Annotated in this window: 22 protein-coding genes and 1 riboswitch; of the genes, 6 read left to right on the forward strand and 16 right to left on the reverse strand. The window is 67.2% G+C overall.

What is annotated here, in order from left to right; all coding sequences use genetic code 11:
• Positions 1–165 precede the first annotated feature (165 nt).
• A complete protein-coding gene (locus AB0L57_RS07390; protein ID WP_364958583.1) occupies positions 166–1,170 on the forward strand; it encodes a DNA-3-methyladenine glycosylase 2 family protein in 1,005 nt (334 codons plus the stop codon).
• Here the strand turns inward: AB0L57_RS07390 and AB0L57_RS07395 are convergent, their stop codons facing one another.
• The 7 genes from AB0L57_RS07395 to AB0L57_RS07425 all read right to left on the reverse strand — a co-directional run bounded on the left by AB0L57_RS07395 (position 1,171) and on the right by AB0L57_RS07425 (position 6,703).
• Positions 1,171–2,439: a sugar ABC transporter substrate-binding protein gene (locus AB0L57_RS07395; protein ID WP_364958584.1), complete on the reverse strand. Its 1,269-nt coding sequence runs from the start codon at positions 2,437–2,439 to the stop codon at positions 1,171–1,173.
• 2 nt (positions 2,440–2,441) lie between these two features.
• On the reverse strand, positions 2,442–3,275 hold the full coding sequence (locus AB0L57_RS07400; protein ID WP_364958586.1) for a carbohydrate ABC transporter permease: 834 nt from the start codon (positions 3,273–3,275) through the stop codon (positions 2,442–2,444).
• Complete coding sequence (locus AB0L57_RS07405) at positions 3,265–4,131, reverse strand: sugar ABC transporter permease (protein WP_364958588.1); 867 nt, start codon at positions 4,129–4,131, stop codon at positions 3,265–3,267. Before AB0L57_RS07405 ends, AB0L57_RS07400 begins: the two co-directional genes overlap by 11 nt.
• 44 nt (positions 4,132–4,175) lie before the next feature.
• Positions 4,176–4,928 carry a 3-oxoacyl-ACP reductase FabG gene (gene fabG / locus AB0L57_RS07410; protein WP_364958590.1) on the reverse strand — a complete coding sequence of 251 codons (753 nt, stop codon included), beginning with the start codon at positions 4,926–4,928 and terminating at the stop codon, positions 4,176–4,178.
• Between the two features lie 94 nt (positions 4,929–5,022).
• Positions 5,023–6,042 (reverse strand): DUF4190 domain-containing protein, encoded by a 1,020-nt coding sequence (locus AB0L57_RS07415; protein WP_364958592.1) that lies wholly within the window; start codon positions 6,040–6,042, stop codon positions 5,023–5,025.
• Between the two features lie 197 nt (positions 6,043–6,239).
• The gene (locus AB0L57_RS07420; RefSeq protein WP_364958594.1) at positions 6,240–6,503 is read right to left on the reverse strand and encodes a hypothetical protein; all 264 of its coding nucleotides are present in this window, start codon (positions 6,501–6,503) and stop codon (positions 6,240–6,242) included.
• A complete protein-coding gene (locus AB0L57_RS07425; protein ID WP_364958595.1) occupies positions 6,500–6,703 on the reverse strand; it encodes a hypothetical protein in 204 nt (67 codons plus the stop codon). Before AB0L57_RS07425 ends, AB0L57_RS07420 begins: the two co-directional genes overlap by 4 nt.
• 587 nt (positions 6,704–7,290) lie before the next feature.
• On the opposite strand from AB0L57_RS07425, the gene AB0L57_RS07430 reads away from it, so the two are divergent.
• Positions 7,291–7,488 (forward strand): hypothetical protein, encoded by a 198-nt coding sequence (locus tag AB0L57_RS07430; RefSeq protein WP_364958597.1) that lies wholly within the window; start codon positions 7,291–7,293, stop codon positions 7,486–7,488.
• Positions 7,489–7,560: 72 nt separating this feature from the next.
• On the opposite strand, the gene AB0L57_RS07435 is transcribed toward AB0L57_RS07430, so the two are convergent.
• The 5 genes from AB0L57_RS07435 to AB0L57_RS07455 form a co-directional block, all read right to left on the reverse strand.
• Positions 7,561–8,307 (reverse strand): succinate dehydrogenase/fumarate reductase iron-sulfur subunit, encoded by a 747-nt coding sequence (locus tag AB0L57_RS07435; protein WP_364958599.1) that lies wholly within the window; start codon positions 8,305–8,307, stop codon positions 7,561–7,563.
• A gap of 2 nt (positions 8,308–8,309) precedes the next feature.
• Positions 8,310–10,250, reverse strand: a complete 1,941-nt coding sequence (locus AB0L57_RS07440; protein WP_364958601.1) for a fumarate reductase/succinate dehydrogenase flavoprotein subunit — start codon at positions 10,248–10,250, stop codon at positions 8,310–8,312.
• Positions 10,251–10,307: 57 nt separating this feature from the next.
• Positions 10,308–11,138, reverse strand: coding sequence for a hypothetical protein (locus tag AB0L57_RS07445; RefSeq protein ID WP_364958603.1), 831 nt, complete (start codon positions 11,136–11,138; stop codon positions 10,308–10,310).
• Between the two features lie 306 nt (positions 11,139–11,444).
• A complete protein-coding gene (locus AB0L57_RS07450; protein WP_364958605.1) occupies positions 11,445–11,735 on the reverse strand; it encodes a hypothetical protein in 291 nt (96 codons plus the stop codon).
• Between the two features lie 163 nt (positions 11,736–11,898).
• Entirely contained in the window at positions 11,899–12,936 is a 1,038-nt protein-coding gene (locus AB0L57_RS07455) for an alpha/beta hydrolase (RefSeq protein WP_364959313.1), read from the reverse strand.
• Between the two features lie 304 nt (positions 12,937–13,240).
• Between AB0L57_RS07455 and AB0L57_RS07460 the strand changes: the two genes are divergently transcribed.
• Complete coding sequence (locus AB0L57_RS07460; protein ID WP_364958607.1) at positions 13,241–14,368, forward strand: epoxide hydrolase family protein; 1,128 nt, start codon at positions 13,241–13,243, stop codon at positions 14,366–14,368.
• Positions 14,369–14,510: 142 nt separating this feature from the next.
• On the opposite strand, the gene AB0L57_RS07465 is transcribed toward AB0L57_RS07460, so the two are convergent.
• Entirely contained in the window at positions 14,511–15,695 is a 1,185-nt protein-coding gene (locus tag AB0L57_RS07465) for an ATP-binding protein (RefSeq protein ID WP_364958609.1), read from the reverse strand.
• A gap of 162 nt (positions 15,696–15,857) precedes the next feature.
• Here AB0L57_RS07465 and AB0L57_RS07470 point away from each other — a divergent pair, with 162 nt between their 5' ends.
• From AB0L57_RS07470 to AB0L57_RS07480, 3 genes are all read left to right on the forward strand, one after another.
• Entirely contained in the window at positions 15,858–16,145 is a 288-nt protein-coding gene (locus AB0L57_RS07470; RefSeq protein ID WP_364958611.1) for a hypothetical protein, read from the forward strand.
• 233 nt (positions 16,146–16,378) lie between these two features.
• Positions 16,379–16,543: riboswitch (cyclic di-AMP (ydaO/yuaA leader) on the forward strand.
• 18 nt (positions 16,544–16,561) lie between these two features.
• Positions 16,562–17,242, forward strand: coding sequence for a C40 family peptidase (locus AB0L57_RS07475; protein WP_364958613.1), 681 nt, complete (start codon positions 16,562–16,564; stop codon positions 17,240–17,242).
• 59 nt (positions 17,243–17,301) lie between these two features.
• Positions 17,302–17,688, forward strand: a complete 387-nt coding sequence (locus AB0L57_RS07480; protein WP_364959315.1) for an RNA-binding S4 domain-containing protein — start codon at positions 17,302–17,304, stop codon at positions 17,686–17,688.
• Here AB0L57_RS07480 and AB0L57_RS07485 read toward each other — a convergent pair.
• From AB0L57_RS07485 to AB0L57_RS07495, 3 genes are read right to left on the reverse strand one after another with little or no spacing between them, the layout of a single operon-like run.
• Complete coding sequence (locus AB0L57_RS07485; protein WP_364958614.1) at positions 17,665–19,362, reverse strand: fatty acyl-AMP ligase; 1,698 nt, start codon at positions 19,360–19,362, stop codon at positions 17,665–17,667. The genes AB0L57_RS07480 and AB0L57_RS07485 overlap by 24 nt on opposite strands.
• Positions 19,359–24,413 (reverse strand): SDR family NAD(P)-dependent oxidoreductase, encoded by a 5,055-nt coding sequence (locus AB0L57_RS07490; RefSeq protein ID WP_364958616.1) that lies wholly within the window; start codon positions 24,411–24,413, stop codon positions 19,359–19,361. The genes AB0L57_RS07485 and AB0L57_RS07490 overlap by 4 nt, the downstream gene beginning before the upstream one ends.
• On the reverse strand, positions 24,410–24,655 hold the full coding sequence (locus AB0L57_RS07495; RefSeq protein WP_364958618.1) for an acyl carrier protein: 246 nt from the start codon (positions 24,653–24,655) through the stop codon (positions 24,410–24,412). The genes AB0L57_RS07490 and AB0L57_RS07495 overlap by 4 nt, the downstream gene beginning before the upstream one ends.
• Positions 24,656–24,706: the final 51 nt, after the last annotated feature.

Consider the following 24,706-nt stretch of genomic DNA (forward strand, 5'->3'; position numbering starts at 1 on the left):
GCCATACGCGGGACCGCCGGGATCAGTCTTGCCAGCTCCGGCGCCGAGTGCGACCGGCACTTCCCGCGCCCGGGAGGTTCGGCCGATATCGGCCCCGCACCTCGATGGCCCCGCTCGGCCGATCCGGGGACCGGCGCACAGCGGCGCGGTGACAGGATGGATGCGATGACCGGACGCAGCCAGCCCGCGCCGAGTATCGCGCGAGGTCGCGGTGCCCGGAGGACACTCGCAACCGTCGCCGGTGCGCAATCGCACGGTGACGGCACCGAGCGCACTGTCACCGCCGCTCAGCCGATCACCCTCGCCGCCACACTCGCGCCACTACGACGCGGTACCGGCGACCCCTGCCACCGCGTCACCGCCGACGGCGCGCACTGGCGGGCATCGCGACTGCCGAGTGGTCCGGTGACCTATCGGCTGGTCCAGGCCGGTCCCGCTTCGATCGGCGCCCGCGCCTGGGGGCCGGGCGCCGCGGAATTCCTCGATGGACTCCCGCACATGCTCTGTGTCGACGAGGATCTCGGCGATTTCATTCCCGAACACCCACGGATCGCCGAGGCCCATCGCCGCCATCCCGGATTGCGGATGCTGCGCACCGGACTCGTCTTCGAAGCGCTGGTGCCCGCCGTGCTGGAACAACGTGTGCACACCGTCTCGGCGCGCGCCTCTTGGCGAAAACTGGTGTGGCGCCACGGCGATCCCGCTCCGGGACCGACACCCGGGCCGATGCGGGTGCCGCCGGCCGCGGAGACCTGGCGTTACATACCGTCCTGGGACTACCACCGCGCCAATGTCGATCCGCAGCGATCGCGGACCATCGTCACCGCCGCCCGGTCGGCCGCGGCGCTGGAGGCCGCCGCGGTGCTGGATCCGAGCGAGGCCTCCGCGCGGTTGCGCACGGTGCCGGGCATCGGGGTGTGGACCGCGGCGGAGATCGCTCAGCGTGCCCTCGGTGACGCGGATGCGCTGTCGGTCGGTGATTTTCATCTGTCGGCGATCGTCGGCTGGACCCTGCTGGGGCGTCCGCTCGACGACGACGAGATGGTCGAGTACCTGGAACCGCTACGGCCGCACCGCTATCGCGCGATCCGGTTGCTCGAGATCTCGGGCCAGGCCAGGAAACCGGCGTTCGGCCCGCGCACACCGCTGGTCGACCACAGCCGGATCTGATCAGCCGGCCGCGGCATCCTGTGCGGCGATCCGGGCGCGGTGCAGGGCCTCCGGCACCGGAATCCGTCCCAGGAACATCTCGTCGAAAATCTCGTCGATGGCCTGCAACGCCGCCGTGAAGCCCGGCCCGCCACCGGATTCGATTCGTGGTCCGCGCAGCACATCGAAGAACGGCGCGACATCGATTCCCCGGTGCGACCAGTGATCTCGATAGATCTGCCGATCGGCGACCACGGCCGGAATGGTCTGTCCGCCGGCCGCCAGATAGCGGTTCCCGGCAGCACTGCCCAGCCAGCTCAGCACTCGCCGCACCGCGCCGGGATGATCGGTGTGAGCGTCGGCGGCGATCCCGATGGCATTGTTCGTACTGACCCGCCCGGCCGGACCAGCCGGAATCATCGCTGTCCCCCACGGGAATCCGGCCTGTTCCGCGACCGATGACAGCGAGAAGCTACCGGACTGGAACAACGCCAGCTTGCCCTGCAGGAAGGCGTTCTTCGCGAAGTCGCTGCCGGTGCGGGTGTCCGCGGCGGGTGGGGTGAGCCCCGCGCCGACCAGACTCGTGAGATATCCGAAGGCGTCCACACCCTGGGGACTGTCGAAGACGTAACGGTCGCCGTCCTGGAACCGGCCACCCGCAGAACCCAGATACGGCAATTCGATGGATTGAAAGTCGTTGGCGGCGTTGTAGGCCCATGGTGCAGCCGCCGCGAGCCGTTGGAGCAGTGGCCGGAAGGTGTCCGGTCCGTGTGGGTTCCAGGTCAGCTCGCCGAGCTGCGCGGGTTCGATCCCGGCGGCGGCGAGCAGATCCCGGTTGTAGTAGATCGCCGAGCCGCCGTCGACGAATTGCGGTACCGCCCAGAGCTTGCCGTGCCGGGTGTACTGGGTGACCGCATCGGGATCCCATTGCCGCGCGGCATCCGGGCCGAGCATCGCACCGATGTCGGCGAGCTTCCCGGCATCGGCGTAGTCGGTATACGTGTTGGTCCAGAACAGATCGTCGGCGGTACCGCCGGCCACGTCCAATCGCAGTTTCTGCTGATAGGAGGCCCACGGCACGACCGTGATCCGGACCTCCACGTCCGGGTTGGCGCGCTGGAACTCGTCGAGGGCGGCGCGATAGGCGGGAACGAAACTCTGATCCCAGATTCGCAGCCGGACCACGGTCCTGCCCGACGCCTCGGTATCGCGTCCCAGCCACAGCGCGGCGGTGACGAGCAGGACGACACCGAGGATCACCGACAACACCGCGATCGTCGAGCTCTTCATCCTCATTTCAACCCTGTCCACGCGACCGAGCGCAGCACCTGGCGCTGGAACACCACGAACAACACCACCAGCGGTACGACTGCCAGTGTGGTCGCCGCCATGACCAGCGTCCACTGCTCGTTGTACCGGGTCTGCAGATCCGCGGTCGCCACGGTGAGTACCTGCCAGCGACCGGACCCCGCCACCAGCGGCCACATGAAGCTGTTCCACTGGGTGACGATCGTGATCACGGTGAGCGTCGCCAGTACCGGCCGGCTCATCGGCACCACGATGTGCCAGAGGATGTCGAGAGTGCTGGCCCCGTCGAGGCGGGCCGCGCCGATCATCTCCCCCGGAATGCCGCGAAAGTACTGTCGTAGCAGGAAGATCGCGTACGGAGAGCCGAAGGCGAACGGTAGTACCAAGGCCCAGAAGGTATTCAGCCAGCCGAGTCGCGCGAACATCAGGTACAGCGGAATCAGCGTGACGATCGTCGGCACCATCATGGTCGCGAGATAGATCCAGAACAGCAGATCGCGTCCGCGGAACTCGGTGCAGGCGACGGCGTATGCGGCCAGTATCGAGGTGATCAGCTGCCCCGCGGTGATGACGACCGTCATCAGCGCGGTCACCGCCACCGCACGGCCGAGGCCCTGATCGACAACGGCGCGAAAGTTCTCTCCGGTCACCGGATCCGGTAGCGCCAGCGGGGAATCGGTGGCGAACTGCCGCGGCGTCTTCACCGCGGTGAGCGCACCCAGTACGAGCGGTGCGACCGTGCTCAGCGCACCGGCGATCAGCAGGAGATAGGCGAGGACCGACCGCACCGCGGCCGCCCGCCGCGGCTCAGAACTCATCGCCGGTCCGGTTGCGGAAGTATCGGTGCTGCAGCACGGTGATGATCATCATCACGACACAGACGACGATCGACATCGCCGCCGCGCGTCCCGGCCGTGCGGCATCGAACGCCTCCGAGAAGATCTGCATCGCCACCACATTCGTGCGATCGCCCGGACCGCCCTTGGTCAGCGCGTACACCGTGTCGAAGGTCTGGAAGGCGGTGATCGTCCCGGTGGCCAGAACGAAGAAGAGCGTGGGGCGCAACAGTGGCAGGGTCAGCCAGCGCAGGTGTCGCCATCCGGTGGCTCCGTCGATGGCCCCGGCTTCGTGGATCTCCGGTGGAATCGCGCGCAGGCCCGCGACGAAGAACAGCGCCACATAGCCGAAATTCGACCAGATGCTCACCGCCGCAACCGAAGGCAGCGCCAGTGCGGGATCGGCCAGCCAGTCGATCCGCCGTCCCAGTAGCGCATTGAGCGCACCGTCGGTGGGTGCGAACAACCATCGCCAGATCACACCCACCACCACCGGCGCACACATCCACGGCAGCGCGAACAGGACCCGGAATCCACCGGCGGCGCGACGCCGCACGACCAGCGCGGCCACCAGGAATCCCAGTGCGGTCTGCACGGGAACCACCAGCAGCGTCAGCGCACCCGTCACCGCCAGCGCGTGTCCGAAACCGGCGTCGGTGAGTACCGAACGCCAGTTGCGCAGACCCACGAACTCCGTCGGCCCCAGCAGATTCCAGCTGTAGAAACTCAGCCAGCCGACCAGCACGATCGGCAGAATCAGGAATACGCCGACTCCGAACAGGCTCGGCGTCAACAACAGCCAACTCGTCCCGGTACGACGAACCGCACCTCGGCTCATATCGGTCGACGCTACTGCGGGGCGGGCGGCGGTACGCGGCCCGCTCAGTCCAGGGGGCCGCCGGCCACGTACACGACCTGGCCGGAGACGAAGCCCGCACCCTCGCTCACCAGGAAGGACGCCGTGTGCGCGATATCCTCCGGCCGGCCGACCCGCTGCACCGGAATCTGGGATGCGGCGGCGGACTGGAAGTCCTCGAAGGGCACGCCCACCCGCTCGGCGGTCGCGGCGGTCATATCGGTGACGATGAATCCGGGTGCGATGGCATTGGCGGTGACGCCGAACTTACCGAGTTCCAGCGCAAGCGTTTTGGTGAAGCCCTGCAGTCCGGCCTTGGCCGCGGAGTAGTTGACCTGACCCCGGTTGCCCTGCGCGGAACTACTGGACATGTTCACGATGCGACCCCACTTGGCGTCCACCATGTACTTCTGTACCGCGCGGCTCATCAGGAAGGCGCCGCGCAGGTGCACGTTCATCACCGCGTCCCAGTCGCCGACGCTCATCTTGAAGAGCAGATTGTCGCGCAGGATGCCCGCGTTGTTGACCAGGACGGTGGGCGGGCCGAGCTGCTCGGCCAGCTGTGTCACCGCCGCGGCAACCGAATCCTCGTCGGAGACGTCAGCGCCCAGGGCCACAGCCTGCCCGCCGGCCGAGGTGATGGCGGCGACGGTGTCGGCGCAGTGCGCGGCGTCCAGGTCGAGCACGCCGACCTTCAACCCGTCCTGTGCCAGACGGGTCGCGATGGCGGCCCCGATACCCCTGGCCGCGCCGGTTACGACGGCAACGCGTTCGGACATTGGCGGTCCTCCTGTACTCGCGGGACATTCGCTGTGAGGGAACGGTAGCTTCGATGCCCGACCCACGGCGAGCCGACCCACCGCGGTGGCACCGCTAGTCGACCCACAGCGACCAGATGCTGTTGCGGCCCTGTCCCTCGCAGACCAGGGCGTGGCCGTCCGGCGTGCGGGCGGTCTTGTCGATGGTGGGATCGCACTTCGAGCCGCCCTCGTACACCGCGGTCGACACCGCATAGGGCCCGGTCCACCGGTACCCGCTGCCGCCGTGCAGGCACAGCAGGGTGCTCCCGTCGGTCGCGGCGCCGAGCAACCCGGCCTGTGCGTCGGTGCACACCTCCCCCTTGGCCGCCGATATCGGCCCGGCCGGCGCGGTGGTCACCGGCGCCGTGGTGACCACCGGGGGCGGAGCCACCGCGGTGGTCGGTGCGATCGTTCGGGTGGGATCGGAGCTCGAGCCGGTGGTATCGGTGGTGACGGCTGCGGGTACCGTACGTAATGTGGTGTGCGGCAGCGTGACACCGGACAGCACCAGGGCCGCGGCGACGATGAGCACTTCGGCCAGACCGAGCATCAGCGCCGACATCGCCATCATCCGCCCGCGCGGGTGGCTGAAGGCGATCAGGCCGAATACGATTGCGACCGGAAACAATCCGAGCAGTGCTGCCACCAGGGCGACGATCGCGTACGGATTGACGATGGGCGGCACCTCGACCCGCAACCGGCCGGTGCGGCGCCGGTTGGGGGAACTGTCCCAGCGGTCTTCATCCGGTTCGATCACACCGCGCCGCCGGTTCTGCGCGCTCTCCCAGCGCTCTTCCGCGGATTCGCCACCCCGGGGATCGGCCCGGCTGGGCTCGGCCATGTGGGGATAGGGGTCGGCCCGGCTGGGCTCGATCATCCGGGGTTCGTTCATCCGGGGATCGGCGGCACGGGACTCGGTGGTGCGGGGTTCGTAGCCGTGCGGCTCGTACGAGCGAGGATCAGGTGACCGGCGGCGCGGTGGCGGGGGACTCCATCGATCGCCCGGAGCCACCGAGACGGTCGGTTCGTCGGCCCAGTATTCCTCGTCCTCGGCCGGGCGGCGCTCGACCTCCGTGTGTTGCTTGCGGGCCATACGGTTCCTCTCACTCTCGTGCAGGAACCTTCACACTCGAACCCGCCCGTATCGAAGAGGATAGGTGGCTCAGCGTGACCCGCAACCCCCCGCCGCCGAGGCAGAGCGGTGAGCGGAGACGTATTCGGAGAGTCGAGAAAGGCGCGAGGTGCGCCGGACGTCATCCCCGAGCGCCCGGCGCGAACACCCTCGAAAACCTACGCTTCCTCGATCACATGCTCTCCGACCAGTGCGATCCGGGTTGCCAGCAGCCACCCCGCAACCGCCAGGACCAGGCGGTCGTAGCGATCCAATCCGGGTTTGCGGGCATGTCGCGCACGATGGGAACCGCCACGGCTCGACACGGCCGCGGCGGCGAAATAGGTATCGCCGCGCCGCCCGCGCCGGTGGGCGGCGTGCCGCGGTCCGGCGATGGGGAACGGGACCACGGTGCCCTGGCCGTGGTCCGGTAACGCGGTCACGGGATGGCTCGATCGTCGAGGACGCAGCGCCCCTCTTCGACCAGCACCGCGCGGGCGCGCCGACGGACCAGGCAGGTGTCGACGGTGCAGTCCAGATGCAGTTGCATGGCGGCGTGGGCCTGTTCGGCGGTCATGATGCCGGGATCGCTACCGCATTGCAGCAGGCCGGCGACCGGCATGTTCAGGTTGGTCAGTTGCACGCGGCCACCCCCGCCGGCTGCCGGTCTGCCCGGTGGCGTGGTGGTGCGGGTGGATCGTGTGGTCCGGCCGGGAGGCGGCCGGGCGAGGTGGACATCCCTCGATATTCGTAACCGACACGGCGCGCGGCGCGGCGCGACAGATCGCTGGTCATCAACGACGACCCGATGACATCAACAGCCATGACTCCTCGTTCCTGCGTACGAGACCCGACTTGTGCCCGGCGAACCACTCCGGAGGCCCGCTGCGAGCACACTCCCAGCATCCTCCAGATCGGCATCGCGCGGGCGGGAATCGCGGATCCGAATCGAATCCGGGCGAATCTCCAGCAGCGAATCCGGTTGGGGAACTGGGAGCTTCGGATCTCCGCGGGTCCGGTCATCTGCCGAGTCCGGTACCGCGAGTCGCGCGGCGAGCCCGGCCCGACAGGTCGCCGACAGGTGGCGAGACTCCCGTGCGGATCGGGTCTCAGTGGTGTCCGGATAACTCGGAGTTTTCGCGCGGGCGGGCGACGGAGAAGATCACGAAACCACTCCTGTTTCGCAACGAACGTATGTTTACCAATGCTGGCAATGGGTAAACCAAAAGAGTGGATCGCGGGCTGAGAAATACCTCACCTCGGTACCGCAAACTGTTTCCGGGTGACTGGGTGGAAGGCCTGATCGTCGGAATGCTGTTCGCGGTATCGGCCGTCGGGGTGTACATACTGACCGGAGTCATGCTGACGTCACTGCTGGTAGGAGTGTTGGTCGCGGTCGTCGCGATCGGTGTGGTGACAATGCTGTAGCCGGTCGGCGAACCGACCGGCTACAGCATCTCAATCAACTTTTTCCTGTATTCAATTCCGGTGCCGAACTGTTCATCGCCGGAACAGTTTATTACCCAGCCAGACCACCGGATCGTATTTGCGATCCACCACTCGCTCCTTCATCGGAATGAGTGCATTGTCCGTAATCTTGATATGTTCCGGGCATACGTCGCTGCAGCATTTGGTGATATTGCAGAATCCGAGCCCGAATTCCTCCTGCGCCATCTCGCGCCGATCGACCACATCCAGCGGATGCATCTCCAGTTCGGCGACCCGCATCAGGTAGCGCGGTCCGGCGAAGGCGTCCTTGTTGTCCTCGTGGTCGCGCACCACGTGGCAGGTGTCCTGGCAGAGGAAGCATTCGATGCATTTGCGGAACTCCTGTGACCGCTCCACATCGCGCTGCTGCATGCGGTACTCACCGGGTTTGAGATCGTCCGGCGGCGTGAAAGACGGGATCTCCCTGGCCTTCTGATAGTTGAACGACACATCGGTGACCAGGTCGCGAATCACCGGGAATGTCCGCATCGGCGTAACGGTCACCACTTCGTCGGTGGTGAAGGTCGACATTCGAGTCATGCACAGCAACCGCGGCCGGCCGTTGACCTCGGCCGAACAGGAGCCGCATTTACCCGCCTTGCAGTTCCAGCGCACCGCGAGATCCGGTGCCTGCGTGGCCTGCAGGCGGTGAATGATGTCGAGGACCACCTCGCCCTCGTTCACCTGGACCGTGAAATCCTGCAGGTCACCGGAGTCGTTGTCACCGCGCCACACGCGGAAGTGGGCATCGTAACCCATTGTCACTCATCGCCTTTCGCGGACGATTCGGCGGCCGCGGGATGAGCGGCGACCTCCGCTTGGGTGTAGTACTTCTCCAGCTCGCCGAATTCGAACAGGGCGAGCAGGTCTTCTCTCATCGGCGTCTGATCCTCCGAGGTGACCACGACCGAGGGGATCGTCCGATCGGCGTCGGCGGGATCGAGCCGGCACACCAGCAGCCGGTTGCGCCATTGCGGGTCCATCTGCGGATGATCGTCGCGGGTATGCCCGCCCCGGCTCTCGGTGCGCAGCAGCGCGGCCTGTGCGACACATTCGCTGACCAGCAACATGTTCCGCAGATCGAGGGCGAGATGCCAGCCCGGATTGAACTGCCGATGTCCCTCGACGGTGACGGTGTCGTAGCGCTCACGAAGTTCGTTCAGATGCCCATTGGCTTGTTCGAGTTCGTGCTTCTTACGGATGATTCCGACCAGGTCGTTCATGGTCTGCTGCAGATCGGTGTGCAGTGTGTACGGGTTCTCGCCGGTGCCGGAGGCCGGCGGATCGAAGGGCGACAGCGCCGATGTCGCGGCCGTGTCGATATCACCGTCGGAGATGGCCGGACGCTTTTCCAGCTGTTCCACATAGGTGGCCGCGCCGAGTCCGGCTCGCCGTCCGAACACCAGCAGGTCCGACAGTGAGTTACCGCCCAGCCGGTTCGATCCGTGCATACCGCCGGAACACTCACCGGCGGCGAACAATCCGGGCACGGTCGCCGCACCCGTATCCGGATCGACCTCGATACCGCCCATCACGTAATGGCAGGTCGGCCCGACTTCCATCGGTTCCTTGGTGATGTCCACATCTGCCAGTTCCTTGAACTGGTGATGCATCGACGGCAGTCGCTTGAGGATCTCGGCGGTGGGCAACCTGGACGCGATGTCGAGATACACGCCACCGTGTTCGGTGCCGCGTCCGGCCTTGACCTCCTCGTTGATCGCGCGGGCCACCTCGTCACGAGGCAGCAGATCCGGGGTGCGGCGCGCGGAATCGTTGTCGCGCAACCACTGATCGGCCTCCTCCTCGGTTTCGGCGTACTGCCCCTTGAACACCGCGGGGATGTAGTCGAACATGAACCGCTTGCCCTCGGTGTTCTTCAGGACACCGCCGTCACCGCGTACACCCTCGGTGACGAGGATGCCCTTCACACTCGGTGGCCAGACCATCCCGGTCGGATGGAACTGCAGGAATTCCATATTGATCAACGACGCACCGGCCCGCAGCGCGAGTGCGTGCCCGTCGCCGGTGTACTCCCAGGAATTCGAGGTCGTCTTGTAGGACTTGCCGACACCGCCGGTGGCCAGCACCACGGCCGGAGTCTCGAACAGGATGAACCGTCCCGACTCCCGCCAGTATCCGAATGCGCCGGAGATGGCGTCGCCATCCTTCAGCAGATCGGTGATGGTGCATTCGGCGAACACCTTGATCCGGGCCTCGTAATCACCGCTCTCGGCGAAATCCTCCTGCTGCAGCGAAACGATCTTCTGCTGCATGGTCCGGATCAGTTCGAGGCCGGTGCGGTCACCGACGTGTGCCAGCCGGGGATAGGTGTGGCCGCCGAAGTTGCGCTGGCTGATCCGGCCGTCCGCGGTCCGGTCGAACAGCGCCCCATAGGTTTCCAACTCCCAGACCCGATCGGGCGCCTCCTGCGCGTGCAGTTCGGCCATGCGCCAGTTGTTGAGGAATTTGCCGCCCCGCATGGTGTCGCGGAAGTGGACCTGCCAGCTGTCCTTCTCGTTGGCATTGCCCATCGAGGCGGCGCATCCGCCCTCGGCCATGACCGTATGCGCCTTGCCGAACAGCGATTTACACACCACCGCCACCGACAGACCGTGTTCGCGGGCCTCGATCACCGCGCGCAGTCCGGCACCACCGGCACCGATCACGACGACGTCGTACTTGTGCCGTTCGACTTCAGGCATGAAACGAATACTCCTGAGAGACTGAGGAATTGGGCTCTGTAGCGTTCGTGGCCGCGATCAGCCGACGAAGCGCGGATCGGAGATGGTGCCGCTGGCGACCAGCATGATGTAGAAGTCGGTGATCGCCAGGGTGGCCAGGGTGGTCCAGGCCAATTGCATGTGGCGGGTGTTCAGTTTGGACACCTGGGTCCACATCCAGTAGCGCACCGGATGGGCCGAGAAGTGTTTCAGGCGTCCGCCGGTGATATGGCGGCACGAGTGGCAGGAGATCGTATATGCCCACAGCAGAACGACATTGACCACCAGCACGATGTTGCCGAGCCCGAAGCCGAACCCGCCGCCGCGGCCGTGGAAGGCCATGATCGCGTCATAGGTGTTGACCAACGAGACGATGACCGCGACATAGAAGAAGTAGCGGTGCACGTTCTGGATGATCAGCGGAAGCCGGGTCTCCCCGGTGTATTTCGCGTGCGGCTCGGCGACGGCGCAGGCCGGCGGTGAGAACCAGACGGCCCGGTAGTAGGCCTTGCGGTAGTAGTAGCAGGTCAATCGGAACAACAACAGGAACGGCAGCACCAGGAAACCGAGCGGAATCCACATCGGCAGATTGCCGACCCAGTGCCCGAAGTGGCTCGAACCCTCGACGCACGACGTACTCACGCAGGGTGAGTAGAACGGCGTCAGATAGTGATAGTCGTCGACCCAATATGCGGTTCGCACAAAGGCTCTGACGGTTGCGTAGATGATGAATGCGGCCAGGCCCAGAACCGTGAACAGTGGTGGAACCCACCACCTGTCGGTTCGCAGGGTCCGTGTCGAAATGGCCGCGCGGCCTTTGCTGAAAACTCCCGTGCCCGACTCGGGGGCATGTGTCGGTGCTGCGCTCACTGCAAGCTGCCTCGCTGGTCTACCCCGTGGAACGGCATCGTTACCTCCGGCGTCGAATGTGATGCTGAGCACCATACGACACCCGAGCTATGACTCGAGGCCGGTCCCGGCAAGATCGACCGGGCCGCCGTCCTATGATTTGCGCCACATTTCCTGGGCGCTCACTGAGGCAGTGCGGTGAGTGAATGACGAGCTACTTCGGACCTTCTTCGCGAATGCGATCGCGGTGGGGACGACAGTCCGGGGCACCGTCACGACGGAATCGCGTGCTGTCGCGACGGTGTGCCCTGCTCGGTGAATTTCGGGTTACTTGGTGCGTGGGCGTGAGTGGAAACCCAGCCCCTCGTCTTGTGCTCCCATCCAGGCGGCCTCGTCGGACTTGCTGTCCGGAACGTAGATGACCTCCTGCTGCCGCCGGGCGTCGACCTCGGGCGGCGGGGTGTGTTCGAACTCCTCGGCATCGATGAAGAGTCGTTCGAGGTCGTTCTCCAGCCGGCGAACCGGGTTGGCGTCCCCGTAGTGGGTACGCAACGCGCCGACGCATTGCCGGAGCTGTCCGACCGCGAAGCGCAGTTCTTCGATCTCACTGCGTGTCATCGAAACCTCCTGGTGCTTGCGGCCGTCCGGATTCGGTCTGCCCGGAGGCAAGATCAAGTCTGTGACGGACCGCACATCGTGATCTACAACACACTACGTGATCATTCGCGTTCTGGCTCGTCACAGCGGAAAAACAATTCCTCACCTGGTGCTCACGCGCGGGTCAGCCGGCCGCTACCAGTGCCTGCGCGGCGAGATCGGGCAACGGCGGCGCGGCGGTCACGGTGCCGGCCGGGGGTGGCGCGCACCTCTTCAGGGCGCGCTCGACCAGGTCCGCGACAGCCGCGGCCACCTCTTCGGCGCGTTCCAGGATCACGCTGTGCCCGGCGCCGTCCAGCCGTACCAGTTCGGCGCCGTCGAGCTGCGCGGCGAGGACCACCGAATGAGCGAACGGGATCAGGATGTCGGCGGAACCGCCGAGCACCAGTGCGGGCAGGTCCGCCAGCAGGCGCAGGGTCGGTGTCTCGTCGAAGCGGATCAGCGAATCCAGGAAGTGCGCCATGGTCGGCAGGGGTGTGTCGTTGAGCATGGCGGTGGCCAGCGCGGCCATTCGCGGACTCGCTCGCCGCGTGCCGAAACTCGTCTCCCGCACAATCGGCTCGAACAGACGGCGGCCCAATCGTTTCGACGCGCTCATCGTGCGCGGTGCACGCCGCACCGCCAGCTGGAACGATGTCACGGTGTGGCGGGTGAGCAACCGGGCGAGCCCGACGGTGGTGATGCCGGCGGCGGCGGTGGCGATCAGGCCCACGCCGATCACCCGGGTCCCGATGGTCTCCGGGAACAGCCGGGCGTGGGCCAGCACCGCCATCGCCCCCATCGAGTGGCCGACCAGCACGACGGGACCGGTCGGTGCGAGGGTCCGCAGGATCGCGCCGAGATCGCGCCCGAGTTGATCGATGGTGTAGGTCGCGGGATCGGCGCTGCCGGAGCGGCCGTGTCCGCGGTGGTCGTAGAAGATCATGCGGGTGTCCGCGACGCCCTGGTCCGAACCCCATTGCCGCAGTAAATGATCGCGCAGAAACCACCAGGATTCGGTGCGCAGGCAGTGTCCGTGGACGAAGACCACCGTCAGCGCCGCCGATGGGGCGCCGACCACGTGCGCGGCGAGCGGGGTGCCGTCGTCGGCGCAGACGGTGACGCGTTCGGCGAGGTCGTCGCGCAGCAGGTCGCGATGATCGGCGGCGACGGCGATCGACATGGACATGACGTCCTCCCGCAGAGTCCGTTCCTGTCCCGGATGTCGATCGTCATTGCCGTCGCGTTAACCGCCGGAACCTGCTGTTATGCAGAAGTTGCACAACCGTCGCGGATAACGGACCGGCCGCGCTGCGGTCCGGCCGGGTGATCGGGCCGCAGCCCATGGCATCGGACCCATCGGAGCCATGGGTTCGATACGAATCGTGAGAATCTTCGTAGATCTAGACAAATCAGTAGAGATGGTTAGAAAGATATCGCGAGAATGAGGACAGGTTCTGACCTGGAATCTGATTAGCGTTCCGGATATGAGCAGCCGAATCCGCGATTTCCACATCGATGTCCCCCGAGCCGAGATCGACGACCTGCACCGCCGCCTGGCCGAGACGCGCTGGGCGCCGCAGTTGCCCGGCGGGTCCCGGTGCGGAATGCCGGTGGCGCGGGTGGCCGAGCTGGCGGAGTACTGGCGGAGTGAATTCGATTGGCGAGCACAGGAAGCGAATCTCAATCGATTTCCGCAGCATCTGACGCAGATCGACGGACTCGAGGTGCATTTCCTGCACGTGCGCTCGCCCGAGCCGGACGCGCTGCCGCTGGTGCTCAACCACGGCTGGCCGAATTCGTTCGTGGAATTCGCGGGGATCATCGATCTGCTCGCCGATCCGCGCGCACACGGCGGTGATCCGCGGCGGGCCTTCCATGTGATCGTGCCGTCGGTCCCGGGCTTCGGTTTCTCGGCCCCGCCGCGCGACACCGGTTGGAGCGCCGAACGTGTCGGCCGGTTGTGGGTGGATCTGATGGACCAGCTCGGCTACTCGCGTTACGGCGTCCAAGGCGGCGACCTGGGGACCTATGTCAGCACCGCGATGGCGGAGGCTGCGCCGGATCGGGTCGCCGGTCTCTACATCACCGCGGGCCTCGGTTTCCCGACCGAGGCCGATGTGCCGATCCTGACCGATGCCGAGCGTGCCGGCTACGAGGCGATGATGTCGGCGGACTGGGTGAACGGCGTGGACCATCACGCACTACTGCGGTCGGCGTCGCAGACCTTCTCGATCGGGTGGAACGACTCCCCGGTCGGCGCACTGTCCTGGATGCTGCAGAAATTCACCGACTTCAGCGCGTCCGGACCACTGTCGGAGTCGATCGATCGGGATGCCTTTCTCGCCAATGTGAGCCTGTACTGGTTCACGCAGAGCTTCGGAACCTCGGCCTGGCCCTATTACGACAGCGCCGGATTCGCCTGGCCCACCGGATCCGATGTGGTGCCGACGGGTGTGTACAGCGGTGCACCCGGGATTCGCCGGCTCGCCGAGCGCACCGCGAAGGTCGTGCACTGGCCCGGGGGCAATCCGGCGGGGCATCACTTCATCGCCATGGATCAGCCCGAGGCGTATGCGGCCGACCTCAGGACCTTCTTCGGCGCACTCGGCTGACCTGCGGAGATGGTGTCGATCGGGAAATCTTGCGGTATCGATCATCTCCACTAGATATGTCTAGATTTCCCGATCGGACAGCTGAGGCGGGCGCGGCCCGCGGAATCACAGGGGTGGTGAGACGGCTGGGCGTGGCTCACCGCTACTGCACGCCGCGCAGGTAGCGGCCGAAGTGCGGCACGGTGAATCCGATGGTCCCCCGTTCGGCGGAGTAGATCAGACCCTTCTTGATCAGTCCGTCCCGGGCCGGCGACAGCGAGGCGGGTTTGCGGCCCAGCTCCTTGGCGACCGCGGCGGTCGGAACCGGCCCGTCGTCGCCCGCCAGATCCGCCATCGCCCGCATGTACTCTCGCTCGGCCGGGGTTGCTCTCTCATAGCGGGATCCGAAGAATCCCACTGCCAGCTCCTCCTCGGCGGCCGGTGCCCCCAACTCGACATCCTCGGGTCCGATCGGTGAGCTGGCGGCCGCATCCCAGGTGGCCTTGCCGTACGCCTGGACGAAATAGGGGTACCCATCTGCTTTGTCGTACAGGGCTTTCAGTGCTTCCTCGGTGAACTCCACCGATTCGCGTTCGGCCGGAGCGATCAGCGCGTGGTCCGCGGCATCGCGATCCAGGCGGTCGATCTTGTGGTAGCCGAACAGTCGCTCGGAGTAGCTCTTGGAGGCCGACAGCACCGCCGGTAGATGAGGCAGGCCGGCACCGACCACGATCAGAGGCGCTGTCTCCTGGCTCAATTCGTGGCAGGCGCCACAGATGGCGGAGATGTCGGCCGGACCGAGGTCCTGCATCTCGTCGATGAACACCGCGATGCCGACCCCGATGTCGCGGGCGAGCTGAGCGGCCTCGAGCAGCAACTCCACCAGATCGATCTCGATATCGCCGGAATCCGCGCGTCCGGTCACCGCCGGTACGTCGATACCGGGCTGCCAGCGATCCCGCATGCCCTTGTCGGCGGTGGCGCGCAGGGCGAAGGACTTCAGGATGCCGAGGAAGTCGTCGACCATCTCCGGATTCCGGTGCGCGACCGCGATCTGCCGCACCGCCATGTGCAGCGCCGAGGCCAGCGGGCGGCGCAGGTCCTGATCGGGACGCGCCTCCAGCTTTCCGGTACCCCATCCGCGCGAGCGCGCGGTCGACCGGAGTTGATTGAGCAGCACCGTCTTTCCCACGCCACGCAATCCGGTGAGCATCACGCTGCGTTCGGGGCGCCCACGCGAGATGCGTTCGAGCACGATGTCGAAGGTGTCGAGCTGCTTGTCGCGTCCGGCGAGTTCGGGTGGGCGCTGACCGGCGCCCGGGGCATACGGATTCCGAACGGGGTCCATGCCCCGACACCGTAGCCCGTTCGCATCGGAATATGGGGATATATAAGGGATGTCCTAGATTGCGCTATCGGACCGAATGCGCGGGGTGGCGACGGTGACCGGCGATCCGGGGAATCTCTAGGCTGGTAGCAGTTCGAGGTCCGGAATGTCCGCAGGAGGGTCATGTCCACCGATTCGGAAGATCAGCAGTCGGGGGGCGGGTCGACCCCCACCGTGGCCGAAGTCGTCGCCGGCTGGAATGTGCCCGAGGGCGCTCCGGTGGCATTGCGCATTCGAGACAGCATCCTCGAGGCGATCGCCCAGGGCTACGACGATCCGCAGCTGGTGGCCGACCTCGCGGTGGGGCCACTCGTGGTCGCGGTGGGCCGGCTGGAAACCGAACTCGCCGAGGCGCGTCGGCGGATCGCGGCGTTGGAGCAGGTGATCGAGGGTCGTGGCGATGGGGCGTGAGGTGTCCGGGTGTAACGCCGCGGCGACTCGATTCGATAACGGCACAGTGCCGTCGATGTCGAGTTGTGACACGCCATAGCAGACTGGGTCTGCGGCGCTGTAATTGGGGGTGGTCGTGGCGCTTTGGCGACACGCGGGCGGACACGCCGCGCTGTGGGGTGGACAACAACAGCGAGCCGTCGTAATCTCTTCGTGACTTCGCGGAGTATGTCGTTTCATTAGAGGAGCGGCCCGCAAAGTCACCGCCTAATCGGCAAGCGAGTGGGCAGCTCGATTGCCGAACCGGGGACCCAGGTATCTGGGGTGAATCCTCTTCGGTCGCAAGGTCGATGGGGTAGGGCCGAATCTTCCCGGCCCGAACCCGTCAGCTAACCCGGTCGGCGCGTGGGCAAGGAAGAAACAGGAGACTCAGCTCGGTGGGTAAACACAGTCTGCAGCGGGAATCGCGATTGCCGAATTCCGTGAAGGGTGCAATGGTCTTCGGCGCTGTTGCGGCAACCGGTGCGATGCCGGCGATTCCGGCGATGGCGACCACGATCAACGTTCCCGGCTTCGGTAACTTCGACGTTCCGGTCGCACCGGAGTTCGATCAGCAGGTGGGGCAGGTCAACCAGGCCCTCGCTGATCACGCCGATCAGATCAAGGGAGCCCAGCAGGCGCTGAGCTCGCAGGCGATCGCACCCGGTGCCCCCAATGTCGCGCCGAACCCCCTGGGTGGGATGTTCAGCCAGCCGCAGTTGCAGCAGCAGCACGGTATCGGCGATGTCGCGCTCGATGCGGCCCGCAGCAAGATCGGCTCCGACTACGTCTGGGGCGCCTCCGGTCCGGCGAACTTCGACTGCTCCGGTCTGGTGCAGTGGGCGTACAAGCAGGCCGGAATCGCGCTGCCGCGTACCAGCTTCGAGCAGTCGCACGTCGGCAAGCCGGTTGCCTTCCAGGAATTGAAGCCCGGTGACCTGGTCATCCAGAACGGTGGCGGCCACGTGGCCATGTACGCCGGCGATGGCAAGATCCTCCAGGCGCCGCAGTCGGGCGAAACCGTCAGCTACGCGCATCTGGACCCTGACTCGATCGTCACCGCACGTCGCGTTTCCTGATTCCGGCACGCTCGCGCCTGCCCGGCGGTGATTCGCCGGGCTGTAGGTGAGGAGTGAAACTGGAACAGGCACAACCAGCTACGGCTCGGGTCGACTCCTGGATCTGGGCTGTCCGGCTGTTCAAGACGAGGTCCGCCGCGGCTACCGCATGCCGCGGCGGCCATGTGCATGTCAACGGCGTGGCCGTCAAGCCCGCACATCAGCTCAAGCCCGGTGATGAAGTCCGGGTGCGCAATTCCGGTGTGGAACGCATCGTGGTCGTCGCGCGGCTGGTCGTCAAACGCGTGGGTGCCGCGATCGCGGTGCAGTGTTATATCGACAAGAGTCCGCCGCCACCGTCGGCCGAGATCGTCGCCACCATGCCCAGGCGCGATCGCGGCTCCGGGCGGCCCACCAAACGCGAACGGCGCGAGACCGATCGGCTACTCGGTCGCGATTCCGAGTGAGTCCGGCGACTTCCCGGCGGTGAACTCACCTTGGCGATAGCGGTCGCGGCAGGCGCCACGCCGCATCTTTCCACTCGAGGTCTTCGGAATCGCACCGCGCGGCACGATCAGCACCTGCGCCGGGGCGATGCCGTGTGTGCTCGTCACCGCCATCCTGATTCGCCGGCCGATCTCATCGGGGTCGGCCGGATCATGTCCGATTTCAGCGACGAGTATCAGTTGCTCGCATTCCCCGGTCTCGACACCGAACGCGGCGAGATGTCCGGTACGTAATTCGGGCGCGACACTCGCGGCGGTGGCCTCGATGTCGGCGGGAAAATGATTACGGCCGCCGATGACGATCGTGTCCCGCAATCGCCCTGCGACGAACAACCCGCCGTCGTGGAAGAATCCCAGATCGCCGGTGCGCAACCATGATCCCGCCGCACCCGCCGGTGCCGCGCCGAAGGCGGTTTCGGTGCGGTCGGGCCGCCCGGCATATCCGGCCGCCACGTTCGGGCCCTGCACCCAGATCTCACCGACGGTACCGTCGTCCATCGGAACGAGGGTGTCAGGATCGACGATCCGCACGGTCTGGCCGACGGGCCTGCCGCAGTCGACGAGCGCGACACCGCTCGTGGCAGCGTCCGCCACCACAACGCGACCGGCGCCCAGAGCGGTGCGATCGAATTCGATTCCGACCGGTGCGGCCTCCGGCGCGGAAATGGTGACGGGCAGGGTGGCCTCGGCGAGACCGTAGCCGGGCGTATGTGCGCGGTGCCGGAAACCGTACGGTGCGAAGGTGCGGGTGAAGCTGTCCAATGCCGTGCGCCGGATCGGTTCGGCACCATTGAGGAGCAGCTCCAGCCCGGACAGGTCGAGACCCTCGCGTTCCCGCGGCGAGGTTCCCGAAACCGCCAGGGTGAGACCGAAATTCGGGCTCGCGGTGCCACCCGCTCGATAGTCGGCGCAGGCCCGCAGCCAGCGAATCGGGCGCTTGGCGAATTCTCCGGGTGGGAGTGTGACGGTGTGTGCGCCGGTGTACAACGGCAGGGACAGTGCGAACACCAGACCCATATCGTGGAAGTACGGCAGCCAGTTCACCAGCGGACGATCCTCGACGACCGGAAGTGCGCGCCGCAGCTGATCCAGTGTCGCGGACAGGTTCGCATGCGAAATCTCCACGCCGGCGGGAGATGTGGTGGAGCCCGAGGTGTACTGGAGGTAGGCGGGATGGTCGGAGATCCGATCGAGTCCGACGTTCTCCGACCGGGCGTGCGGATCGACGGTGAGGTATGCGCCCGGCTCCGGCAGCGCCTCGAGGTGGCGGAACTCGGCGTCGGCGGAGATCAGGCCGAGGCGCGGACGGGCATCGGTGAGTATCGAACGCAGACGATCCGCGTGCCGCGGCATGGTCACCGGAAACAGCGGCACCGCGGTACGCGCGGTGTAGAGACAAGCGAGAAATGCGATGACGTAGTCGATTCCGTGGCGGCACAGAATCGCCACCCGGTCTCCGGGCAGGGTCCGCTCCCGAATGCCTGCGGCGAGATCACCCGCTGCACTGTGTAATTCCGCAACGGTCAGCGTCGCGGCCCGGCATTCCCCGCCCGGGTACGACAGCGCCGTGACGGCCGGGTCGTCCGGCGCGAGTACCGCCCGGTCCGCGACCGCCGCTGCCAGCGGGGCTATCACGATGTCTCCTGTCGGGGTATCCGCATGGCCAAGGCCGCCGACAGCGCTGTGACCGAAGGATTCTCGAACAGTTCGGCGGTGGCGATCCGGATACCGAGTCGATGTTCCAGCCGCCTGCGCAAGTCGATGGCGAGCAGGGAGGACATGTTCAGCGTGCCGAAATCCGCATTCGGATCGATGGATTCGATCGGCCGGGACAGAGTGCCGGCGACGGTGGCGCGCACGATGGTGTGAACATCCGCGTCGTCCGGTGCCGGAGCATGATCGGATGTCGTGCGCGCGGGTGCGATCGGCGAGCTCGGGAGCGGGGTCGCGTCCGTGCCGATGTGCCCGCCCGACAGCAGCGAACGCAATCGGGCCGCCACGGACGAGGTGTCCTCGGTAGCCGTGTAATCGAGCGCCAGCACCACCGACCGTGGGCGGCCGAGGACCGCGGACAGGACGGCCAGCCCACGCGCGACATCGAAGGGTATGACGCCGGCATTGCGCAGATGGTCGGCGCCGCCCGCGGTACGAGCCAGGCCCGAATCCCAGCTGCCCCAGGCGATGCTGATCACGGAACGATCCTGGGATGCGCGGGCGGCGGCATCGAGGGCGGCATTGGCGGCGGCGTAGGCGGCCTGACCGGGCGCGCCGAGAAGGCCGGTGGCCGAGGAGAACAGGAGCGTGAAGTCGGTGGGATCGCAGGCGGTGAGCTCCAGCAGCGATACCGCCGCCGCCACCTTCGGCTCGAAGTGCCGGTGCACCAGTTCCGCGGTGACGGCGTCGAATTCGGTGTCCTGCAACACGCCCGCGGCGTGGATCACGCCACGCACGGTGGAGCCGCAGGCACGAATATCGTTGAGCGCGTTGCACAGATCGGCGCGATCGGTGACATCGCAGCGGACCACGACGACGCGATCCTCGGCACCGTCGAGCAGTGGGGGCAGCGTCCGGGGGGTCCTGGTCAGTACGACGACATCGCGAGCGCCCTGATCCAGGAGCCAGCGCACCGCCGCCGCACCCAGTGCGCCCAGTCCGCCGGTGACCACATAGGTGCCCTCGGTGGAGACGGGGACGGCGAAGGCCTCCCCGGCGAGTGGGCGGAAGCGGCGGCCGTGTACCGACGACCGTTCGACCCGTAGCTCGTCGGGCCCCGATCGCGCGAGGACCAGATCACGCACGGTGCCGGGGCCGCTGCCATCGGACCAGATCAACCGCACCGGGCGCCCCGATTCGAGCTGCAGGGTCCGAACCAGCGCCGCCACCGCGTTCTGTTCGATCGAAGCGGGGTCACGCAGTACCACGGTGACCGTCGCGGTGGCGGGCGCCGTGACGGTCTGCTGCAGGACACGCAGGGCGCGGGCGACCGCGTCCGCGGAGGTGGTCGCTTCCGGCAGCGGAGCCGCGACGGACTCCGGCCAGATCAGCACGACGGCGGTATCGGCGGATCCGATCGCGGCAGATTCCAGGATCGGCCCGGATGCGCCGGGCTCGCGGGCCACCCGCTGAGTCGGCACCATTCGGTCGATCTCGCGGGTGACGGCGGTGGCCAGCTCCGATTCACCGACCACGAATGCCCGCGATATCGAGCAGTTCCGCTCCGCCGTCCGGGTCTGGCGAATCGGCGACCAATACTCCTCGCGCAGTACGGAATCTGCCCACTCCGGTGCCGTGGCGACGGTGGGATCGTAGCCCGTGGACCGGGCCGGGGTGCCCAGCCGCGGCAGGGGGACGGTATCGATCGAACGGCTCGGGACCGGATCGCAGGCCGGGCCGGATTCGGCGGCCGTGCCGCCGGAACAGTGGATTCGAATGTCGAGTAGTGCCACGGCGGGTGCGTCGAACTGATCGAGGGCGATCACATCGCACCGCAGATCCTCGCCCACCACGGCGCGGACGAAGGCATACGCCTCGATGAGGCGAGTTCGCTGCGCATCGGATATCCACACCGAGCCGATGGCGACGGGCAGCGCCGGGCCCTCGGCCGGCAACACCTCGCGCGCCGCCGCCGCGACGAGTTGCAGACATCCGTCCAGCGCGGCGGTCGACACCGGTGCGGAGTCGAAAGTGCCGACCGCACTGCGTTCTCCGCCGCGAAGTCCGGTCAGAGGGCGAAAGACCGGTCCGTAGTCGAGACCACGCCGGGCCAGCCCGGCATAGAACTCGCCGAGATCGAGTGCGACCGACGAGTCCTCCCCGGCGCGATGCGTATCGATCGCGCGCATCCAGGTGAGGATGTCGGCGGGTGCGGCCGGTGCCATCGTCCGCGCGGAGGCCACCGTCAGCGGGCCCAGTACGGCCCGCAGATCGGCGCCGATGCGGTAGCCGACACCGCCGAGGTCGGCGATATCGGTGCGCTCGTGCACGGTGAAATCGGCCAGCCGGACGGGCCCGGGGACCGAATCCAGCAGTCGCCGAATCCAATACGTGGCCGGGACGGTGGGCACCCCGGCCACGACGTGATCATCGAGGCGGTCGGTCCCGGGATCGGTAGTGGTCCGGGTGAGCAGCGGGAAGGTCTTCCGGCGCCAGTGGCGCCGGCTCGCGGGCGCGGTGGCGGGCCCCTGAACGGACCAGTCGACATCACGGCCGCGGACATACATCGCGCCGATCGTGCGCAGTAGTGCCGTGGCCTCGCCGTCGCGGTCCGCCGCCGGGAACACCGCCTCGGTGAGTTCCGGGTGGTCCCGTACCGTGTGGGCCAGTACGGGGTGAGGAGATATCTCGACCACGGTGGTGTAGCCGCGCGCCAGCGCCGCCTCGATGGCCGAGTCCAATTCGACCGTGCCACAGAGGTTGTCGGCCCAGTAACCGGCGTCCATCGCGGCCGAGTCGACGACGGTTCCGGCCCGCGCGGTGGAGAACAACGGGATGCGTGGCGACTGCGGAACCAGCGGTGCGACGGCGTCGGTGAATTCCTCGACCAGCCGCCGGACCTGCGGGCTGTGCGCGGCGAAGTCCACGGGAACCGGCCGGGCGTAGTAGTGCCGCCGCTCCGCGCGGCGCAGCAGCGTCTCCATATAGCGGTTGGTGCCCGAAACCACGACTGCCCGTGGACCGTTGACCGCGGCCACCGCCACCTCGGCGCGGAGGGGCTCGACCAGCCGGCGGGCCTGATCCGGCGTCGCCTCGAGCAGAGCCATACTGCCCTGTCCGGCCAGGCCACCGAGCAGGCGGGATCGTTCGGTGATCAGCCGGGCCCCTTCCGGGAGCGAGATCGCCCCGGCCACCGTGGCGGCCGCGACCTCACCGAGACTGTGCCCGGTGACGCCGTCGGGTTCGATCCCCCAGCTCGCCAGCAGCCGGGCGAGTGCGACCTGGTAGACGAACAGCGCCGGTTGGACGGTCTCGGTGGTCGCCACACCGGCGGAGAATCCGTGCCGCGGTGTCCAGATCCGCGGGCCGCCGGCCGCGACGATCGCGTCGGTGGTCTCGGCGAGCGACTGGGCGAATACGGGATAGCGGGCCGCCAGTTCGCGCCCCATCCGCGGATGCTGGCCGCCCTGGCCGGAGAACAGGAACAGCACTCGGCCCCGGCGCCGGGTTCCGATGCCGAGCACCGTCTTCGGGGCGGGAGCGCTGTGTGCGATGCTGCGCAGTGCGTCGGCCGCGTCCTCGGCGTCGTCGGCCAGGATCGCGCCGCGAACCGCCTGCGGCAGGGCGCGGCCCGCGGCGGCCAGTGCCGGCAGTGACAGTGTCTCGTCGGCGATCGCGGTGGCCCAGCGATCGGCGTTGTCGCGCAATTCGATCTCGTCGCGACCGGTGAGTGCGATCAGGACCGGTGCCGTGAGTTCCCGGGCGGCGGGTGCCGGATCGGCCTCGCGGACCACCACATGGGCGTTCGTGCCACCGAAGCCGAACGCGCTGACCCCGGCACAGCGGCGCACGTCCGGAGTCCGTTCCCACGCCACCGGTTCGGTGGGGACTCGCAGCCCGCGTTCGGACAAGCGCAGCAGCGGATTCTCGCGCCGGAAGTTTCTGGTGGGCGCGATGATTCCGTGCCACAGGCTCAACGCGGCCTTGGCGAGTCCGGTGACTCCGGCGGCCGCTTCAAGGTGGCCGATATTCGCTTTGACCGAGCCGATGAACCGGGCGCTGCGCGGCGCGGCATCCTCGGTGGGCCCGAGGACCGTCGCCAGCGCTTCGATCTCCACCGCATCACCGACCGGCGTTCCGGTGCCGTGACATTCGAAGTATCCGGCGTCGCGAACATCGAGATTGGCACGCGCCCAGGCATTCCGGATCACCTGCTGCTGGGCGTGACCGCTGGGAGCGTACAGACCGTTGGAGCGACCGTCGGAACCCACTGCGGCGCCGAGGATGTCGGCGTATCGGCGATTTCCCTCGCGCCGTGCATCGGCGGTGCGCTGCAGCACGAGAACGGTGGCGCCGTCACCGCGCACATAGCCGTCGGCGGCCGCGTCGAACGGTTTGCAGCGGCCGTCCGGAGCCAGGAATCCGCCTTGGGCCAGATACTGCGAAGTGTGCGGCAGCAGAGCCAGATTCACTCCGCCGACGATGGCGAACGGGACCGCCTCATCGGCCAGGATCCGCATCGCGAGGTCCACCGCGGCCAGCGACGACGAGCACGCGCTGTCCAGCACCACGCTCGGCCCGTGCAGGTCCAGGACATAGGACAGACGGTTGGCGATGATGCTCAACGCCGAGCCGGTCACCGCATACGGCGCGTCCCGGCCACCGGCGCCCAGGACGACCGCGCCGTGATCGAATCCGCAGGCGCCGAACAGCACCGCGGCATTCGAACCGCGCAAGCGATAGCCGATGCCGGCGTCGTCGACCGCCTCGACGGCGACCTCGAGTGCGAGACGCTGCTGCGGATCCATCAGTGCCGCTTCGCGATCGGAGATGGCGAACCAGTCGTTGTCGAATTCCGCGACCGCGGGCAGATAGCCGCCGCGGGCCACGCCCTCACGATCCGGGGGCGGTGCGCCGGTGCCATCGCGGCCCTCGACCAGAAGCCGCCAGAACTCGGCCACCCCGGACGCACCGGGCACCCGGCAGCCGATGCCGACGATCGAGATCGCCGGTTGTGTGTGCGCAGTCGTCATCGCAACTCGAGGTGGTCGACGAGTCGCTCGATATCGGGATGGTCGTAGAGTTCGGTCAGCGAGATCTCCACGCCCAGCGCATCTTCCAGTACCGCGGTCAGCCGGGCGAGCTGTACGGAGCTGAGGCCCAGATCGGTGAAAGGAGCCGTGGTCGAGACGGTTTCCGGATCGGTGCCGAGTAATCCGGCGACCGCCGCGACCGCCGTATCCGCCATGGTGCCGATTCGCTCGCCCTGACCCACAGCAACTCCCTCCCCGTATCCGGCGCCGCCCGCACGACGGTCAGGAGACGA

The organism is Nocardia sp. NPDC052254, from assembly GCF_040679495.1.
In the GTDB taxonomy this organism is placed as follows: domain Bacteria; phylum Actinomycetota; class Actinomycetes; order Mycobacteriales; family Mycobacteriaceae; genus Nocardia.